We start from the raw sequence: 6,418 nt of genomic DNA, 5'->3' as shown, positions 1-6,418 counted from the left end.
ATTATTAATAGTTGCAGAGGCTGTGAGTAAGGTGCCCATAACATCTTTGGTTACAGAGTGAAGTAAGTTCCCATAGCGATAAGAGGCTTGCTCTAAAATAAAACGTGTCTCTTGATTAATGGTTTTGCTTGCAATAGTGGTAATAAAAAATGCGAGTATAGCTATACACACAATCACAAGCGCACTTATAACAGCGGCTACTTTTGATCCAACACTTAAGCGAGAAAAAAAATCCATACATAACCTTTCTTATTTTTGTTTTTTGCAGTGATTATCAACCTCAAAATACTATCAAAAAAAAAAAAAAAAAGAATTTTAATAAGGGGAGTATAGGAGAAAAAAGCAGAATAAATGTTGCATATTGTAATATAGTGAATAAAAATTCAAGTATGTAAAAGGAGTTTATTTAGTATCTATCAATAGATAATTTCTACTTTTCTTTTTTATATTTTTATGATTTAAGCCCCCTCTTTTGCCCAAAAGGCAAAAGGGTTTAAGCAAAAAGTGGCACAATCACAAACCCCAAAGCCACAGCAAATGCAATCGCTAAAATACCCGGTATAATAAAGCTGTGATTAAAGACATATTTGCCAATGCGCGTTGAGCCGGTATCGTCCATTTGCACTGCTCCAAGTAGTGTGGGGTAGGTAGGTAAGACAAAGAGTGCAGAGACAGCGGCAAAACTTGCTACGAGAATATAAGAAGATTCAGGTGTGCTTGCGCTAATGCCAAGTGCGGTTATTACCACAGGCATAATTGCCTTTGCGGTAGCAGCTTGAGAGTATAAGAGCATACTTGCAAAGAAAAGCGCCACCGCCAAAAGCGCGGGATAATCGCTCACAAGGCTACTTGCTAGATTACCAATTTCTGTTTTATATCCAGCTACAAAAGTATTGCCAAGCCACGCCACGCCAAGCACACAGATACAAGCTGTCATTCCTGCCTTAAAGGTGCTTGCTTCAAGGAGTTTGTTTGTCTCTACTTTGCAAAAAATCGCAATACAAGTGGCAATAGCGAGCATAAATGCCATAATCGCCCCATCGCGTGGCAAACGCACAGGATCAATGTAGCTTTTGATTATGGCGCTTAAGTTTGCGAGGATTCCATCTTTTTGCGCCCAATCTGTGAGAATATCCTCTGCTTCACTTTTTAAGCTTATGAGCTGTGAAAGCAAGTCGGCTAGACTTCGCCTATCTGCTTGAGATTCTACGGCTGCTAGCAGGGCTGCTCCTGCTTCATTAAAGTGTGAATCTAAAAAGCCTGCTATATCGCCCTCACCCTTTGCAACATTAGCTTTAATCGTGCTTTGTGCGTCTATATAGGCTTTTTTGAGGGATTCTAGGGTAGGAGCAAATGTATTAAACTCTTCTTGTGCAAGTTTTGATTGCGCTTCTTTTTTAATCGCCTCTACCCTTTCATCAAAATATACAGGGATATTTTTGCTCACAGATTCTAGCATTGGTTTGCGTACCACATCAGAAATAGAAGTTGCATAAATAACTACGCATAATACGCCAATAAGAAATATGCCTACGCTTAATTTCGCGCCTTTTTTAAGCTCAATATGTTGTGCGCCCACAGAAGCTTTAACAAGCCCAGCCTTTAATCGCTCTTGATATACTGCATCTTTGCTTAAATCAAGTGGAAAAAATGTGCTCACTACAAAAGCAGTAAGCATACACGCTGCAAAGGTGGTAATTAGCCAAATAAGCAATAAAGTAGGATAGTTCCAGCCAAATGCCTCCAATGCCCCAGACATATACACCACCGCTGCACTCACGGGAGAAGCAGTAATAGCAATTTGACTTGCCACCACTGCAATAGAAAGGGGGGCAGAGGGCTTGATATTTTGCTCTTTTGCCACCTCTACAATCACAGGAATCATCGAAAAGGCAGTATGTCCTGTTCCGGCAAGAAATGTGAGGAAATAAGTAACCGTTGGGGCAAGGTAGTTAATGTATTTTGGATTCTTGCGCAGAATCTTTTCTGCTACTTGCACCATATAGTCTAAACCCCCAGCAAGTTGCATTGCTGCAATAGCTGCAATCACAGACATAATAATTAAAATCACATCCCACGGAATATCGCCGGGCTTCATACCAAGCACAAGGCATAAAATTACTACACCAAATCCCCCAGCATAGCCTATTGCCATACCCCCTAAGCGAATCCCTAAAAAAATCGCGCCAAAAAGCACGATTAATTGCAAAATCAAAAGTATCGTATCCATAAAAATCCTTTAGCCCTTGTAAAATCAATGCTTATTTTTTGAATCTTGCCTTATCTTCAGCGCTCATATGAGGATTAAGCATATTTTTGGGTTGGAAAATTTCATTCAGCTGCTCCTCGCTCAAAAGCCCTCGTGCAAGAGCAATTTCTTTGACAGGTTTGCCACTTTGGAGGGATTCTTTAGCAATAGAAGCGGAATTTTCATAGCCGATGTAGGGATTAAGCGCTGTAACAATACCGATACTATTATAAACAAAATCGCTACATACTTTTTCATTTGCAGTGATACCATCGATACATTTACTTGCAAGAGTAAGCATTGCATTGCGCATCATTGAGACAGAATTAAAAAGTCCATAGGCAATCACAGGCTCAAATACATTGAGTTGGAGCTGTCCGCCCTCACTTGCAAAGCTCACGGTTACATCATTACCAATTACTGCATAGCAAACTTGATTGACAACTTCAGGGATTACAGGATTTACTTTACCGGGCATAATCGAACTTCCCGGTTGCATTTTGGGGAGATTAATTTCATTTAATCCCGCCCTTGGACCAGAGCTTAAAAGACGCAAGTCATTGCATACTTTAGAGAGCTTAACAGCCACTCTTTTAAGCACTCCGCTTACTTGCACATACGCACCGGTATCCTGTGTCGCCTCAATCAAATCATCAGCAGTTACAAAAGGATAGTTTGTAACTTCACAGAGATGTTTTTGGACGATTTTTGGATAATCAGGGTGGGAGTTAATACCTGTACCAATAGCTGTGCCACCCATATTAATTTCAGTAACAAGACTTCTTGCTTCAAGCACGCGTGAAATATCTTCACCCATCATTACTGCAAAGGTATGAAACTCCTGCCCCAAAGTCATAGGCACAGCATCTTGGAGCTGTGTGCGTCCCATTTTGAGTACATCTTTAAACTCTTGTGCTTTGCGCAAAAAGGCATCTTTAAGCACACCCATATCTTGCGCGAGAGCTGAAAGCTCGGCATAGAGTGCGACACGAATAGCCGTAGGATAAGCATCATTAGTGGATTGAGAGAGATTGACGTGATCGTTTGGGTGGCAATACTGATATTCTCCCTTTTTATGCCCCATAATTTCTAGGGCGAGATTAGCTACCACTTCATTTGTGTTCATATTGGTGCTTGTGCCTGCTCCTCCTTGAATCATATCCACGACAAATTGATCTTGGAGCTCACCAGCAATCAGCCTATCACAGGCTTTGCAAATAGCGTCCTTTTTATCCTTATCAAGAAGCTTTAAATCATAATTTGCCAAAGCCGCAGCTTTTTTTACCTGTGCAAATGCTTTAATAAAGCTTGGATAGCTACTAAGTTTATCTCCTGTAATATTAAAGTTTTGCAATGCCCTAAAGGTTTGCACGCCATAATATACATCATCAGCAATTTCTAGTTCACCGATAAAATCGTGTTCTTTTCTACCCATTGTGATTCTCCAACATTGAAATAAAAAGTTGGAATCTTATCTTAAACAAATAAATAATAAGAATGAAGGGCATAAATAAACAGCCTATTAAAGAAATAAAGTGCTATAGAAGAGCAAGGATTGTGCAAGGTAGATATTAAAGAATCGCTATACATTTAAATATCTTAAATTTTTGCATTATCTTGCCCTTAGTTTGCCTTCACATCATCTCAAAAAGCTAGATAAAAATTTATATATAAGGCAGGGGCTTAGGGCTAATTATTGGGATTCTTGTGTATTTGGCTCTTGTTGAGATTCTTCATTTGTGTTATTAGCATTATTTGGGGTAGATTCTTGATTTGTTTCATTTGTTTCTTGGCTCAAATCTTGAGAAGCATTTGAATCTTGGGTAGATTCTGCTTCATTTTGTGTATTTGCTGGTTTTGGGGGGATATTTGGAAGTGTTTCAGGGAGACGATTTGGACTTATTTCGCGGATAGCTGAAGTAATTTTTGCCGCCTTTTGATTATCCATTTTGCCTAGAATCTTTACCATATCCCTTACATCCATTTGTGAGAGAATCTCCACAGCTTCTTTTTCGGGCAAATCCTCAAGTATGGCAGCAGCCTTGGCTTCTTTTAAGCCTTTATAGGCTTGGACAATTTTATCGTCTTTTTGTGTCTTAATTTGTGAGAGAATCTCCTCATTTTGCGCGATAAGCTGCTCTATCTCTTTATTTTTTTGCTCTAATTCTTCCAAATTGCGCTTGTGGGTTTGCTCTTCTTGCTCTTTTGCCTTTTTTTGCTCCTCTGCAAAAAGCACAATTTTTTGATCAATCTCTTTTTCTTTATCTTTGAGTTGTCGCTCTTTTTCATCAAGAAGCACTTGGGTGGCATTTTGAAGCACTTGTAGGGCTTGTTGCCGCTCATCAATCTCATCAAGTTGCGCTTTAATTTCATCTTTGCGTAATTCAAAAATAACGCTACAATCAAGGAGTTGTGATGTCTGCCCAAAGCTGTATGTACCCAAAGCGCATATAAGGGCTGATGCCATTAAGATTCTCATATGAATCTACCTTCGGTATTACTATATAGCATTGTTGCAATCTCATCAACTTCTTTTTTCTCTTTAAGTTTTAAGTTTTTAAACATACTCTCTTGCTCCCTTTTTTCTAAAGATGCCATTTTTTCATATTCAATATGACATTTTTTATATTGCTCTTGTAAAAGCATCTTGTTTGTGTGTAGCTCCTCTAGCTCTTGCTGTGCAATACTCATACGAAAAAGTAGCATTTTTTTAAGCTCTTCGTATGCCATAAAGGCTTGGAATGCTCCACTTTGTGGCACTTTAAGCCCTACAAGCTCATCAGCAATATCATCAATTTGCATTCGCTTACTCGCGATTTTATTTTCATTTTGCATTATTGCACGCTCGCATTCTTGCATATCCCTTTTGCGTAAATGCACGATAGCACTAAATTTTGTTTTCATTTTCTAACGCCTAATTGTATCATCGCGTTCGGGGCTTGTAGAAATCATAGCAATTTTTATACCAGTGAGACGACCGAGTTCTCTAATGTAATGTTGCGCCGCTTTTGGTAGCTTAGTAAAGGCGCGTATGCCAGAAGTCTTATCCCAGCCCTCAAATTCCTTATAAATAGGACGGACATTCTCATAATCAGTTGGCACATAGCTAATCTCTTTGCCTTTATACTCATATCCTACGCATACTTTGATAGAGGGGAATCCATCAAGCACATCAAGCTTCATTATACTAAGAGATTCACAGCCATTTAAACGCGCTCCATAGCGCACCGCCACCGCATCAAACCACCCACATCGCCTTGCCCTGCCTGTTGTCGTGCCAAATTCTTTTCCTGCCTCGCGTAGTCTCTCTCCTATTGCTCCGCTTTCTTCGGTAGGAAATGAGCCATTGCCTACTCTTGTGCAATAGGCTTTAGCAATGCCTATAACGCGTTTTATGTCTCTTGGAGCAAGCCCACTCCCACTACACGCTCCTGCGGTAATAGTCGTGGAGCTTGTTACAAAAGGATAAGTGCCGTGATCAATATCAAGCATACTGCCTTGTGCTCCTTCTAAAAGAATACGCTCACCCCTCTCTTGCGCGTCCCATAAAAGCTGCGCGGTGTTTGTGATAAAAGGCAGAATCTCTCCTGCAATCTCTTCTATTTGTTTTACTACACTCTCCACACTTGGAAGCTCTATATCATAGAGGCTTTGTGCATATTGCACTTGCTCATAAATAGCTTGAATCTTTGCCTTTAGTTGTGCGGGATTATGTAAATCTATAAGTCTCACACCATTGCGTGAGACTTTATCGGCATAACAAGGTCCTATACCCTTGCCTGTTGTGCCAATAGCGGCTTTATTTTTGCTTTTTTCTTTTGCTTTATCTAAAATCTCGTGGTAAGGGAGGATAATATGGGCTTTATCACTGATAAAAAGTCTCCCCTGCAAGTTGTTAAAAGCTTTCATCTCTTTAAGCAATGCTTCAAGGTTTATCACCACGCCATTACCGATAATATTTTTGCATTGATTATAGAGGATTCCAGAAGGTAGGAGATGTAGGGCGATTTTTTGCCCATTTACAACAATCGTATGTCCGGCATTATGCCCCCCTTGATAGCGCACGACATAATCATACTCTCCTGCCATTGCATCAACGACTTTACCCTTGCCCTCATCGCCCCATTGAATCCCCACAACCAAATCAGCCATATTATTTCCTCTTTATCT

The 6,418-nt window shown here is 40.0% G+C and carries 4 protein-coding genes and 3 pseudogenes; all 7 read right to left on the bottom strand.

Annotated features, from left to right (window positions below; genetic code table 11):
* Positions 1–237 (bottom strand): annotated as a pseudogene (locus tag J1E28_RS03330) (methyl-accepting chemotaxis protein); the annotation flags it as partial.
* A 256-nt stretch (positions 238–493) separates the two neighbouring features.
* A pseudogene (locus J1E28_RS07820) lies at positions 494–1,069 on the bottom strand (anaerobic C4-dicarboxylate transporter family protein); the annotation flags it as partial.
* A 396-nt stretch (positions 1,070–1,465) separates the two neighbouring features.
* A pseudogene (locus J1E28_RS07815) lies at positions 1,466–2,230 on the bottom strand (anaerobic C4-dicarboxylate transporter family protein); the annotation flags it as partial.
* 31 nt (positions 2,231–2,261) lie between these two features.
* Positions 2,262–3,683, bottom strand: a complete 1,422-nt coding sequence (gene aspA / locus J1E28_RS03320; RefSeq protein ID WP_291026630.1) for an aspartate ammonia-lyase — start codon at positions 3,681–3,683, stop codon at positions 2,262–2,264.
* 258 nt (positions 3,684–3,941) lie between these two features.
* Positions 3,942–4,727, bottom strand: coding sequence for a pdp protein (locus J1E28_RS03315; RefSeq protein WP_291026627.1), 786 nt, complete (start codon positions 4,725–4,727; stop codon positions 3,942–3,944).
* Entirely contained in the window at positions 4,724–5,152 is a 429-nt protein-coding gene (locus J1E28_RS03310) for a flagellar export protein FliJ (protein ID WP_291026624.1), read from the bottom strand. The genes J1E28_RS03315 and J1E28_RS03310 overlap by 4 nt, the downstream gene beginning before the upstream one ends.
* Positions 5,153–5,155: 3 nt before the next feature.
* Positions 5,156–6,400 carry an adenylosuccinate synthase gene (locus J1E28_RS03305; protein ID WP_291026621.1) on the bottom strand — a complete coding sequence of 415 codons (1,245 nt, stop codon included), beginning with the start codon at positions 6,398–6,400 and terminating at the stop codon, positions 5,156–5,158.
* Positions 6,401–6,418 lie beyond the last annotated feature (18 nt).

This window comes from Helicobacter sp. (assembly GCF_022511165.1).
Classification (GTDB): domain Bacteria; phylum Campylobacterota; class Campylobacteria; order Campylobacterales; family Helicobacteraceae; genus Helicobacter_C.
Note: the sequence above shows the minus strand (reverse complement) of the source record. Positions and strands in the feature narration are given on the sequence as shown.

Coding starts and splice junctions, on each gene's coding strand:
- aspA (WP_291026630.1), bottom strand. CDS start 3,683: ATGGGTAGAAAAGAACACGATTTTATCGGTGAACTAGAAATTGCTGAT.
- J1E28_RS03315 (WP_291026627.1), bottom strand. CDS start 4,727: ATGAGAATCTTAATGGCATCAGCCCTTATATGCGCTTTGGGTACATAC.
- J1E28_RS03310 (WP_291026624.1), bottom strand. CDS start 5,152: ATGAAAACAAAATTTAGTGCTATCGTGCATTTACGCAAAAGGGATATG.
- J1E28_RS03305 (WP_291026621.1), bottom strand. CDS start 6,400: ATGGCTGATTTGGTTGTGGGGATTCAATGGGGCGATGAGGGCAAGGGT.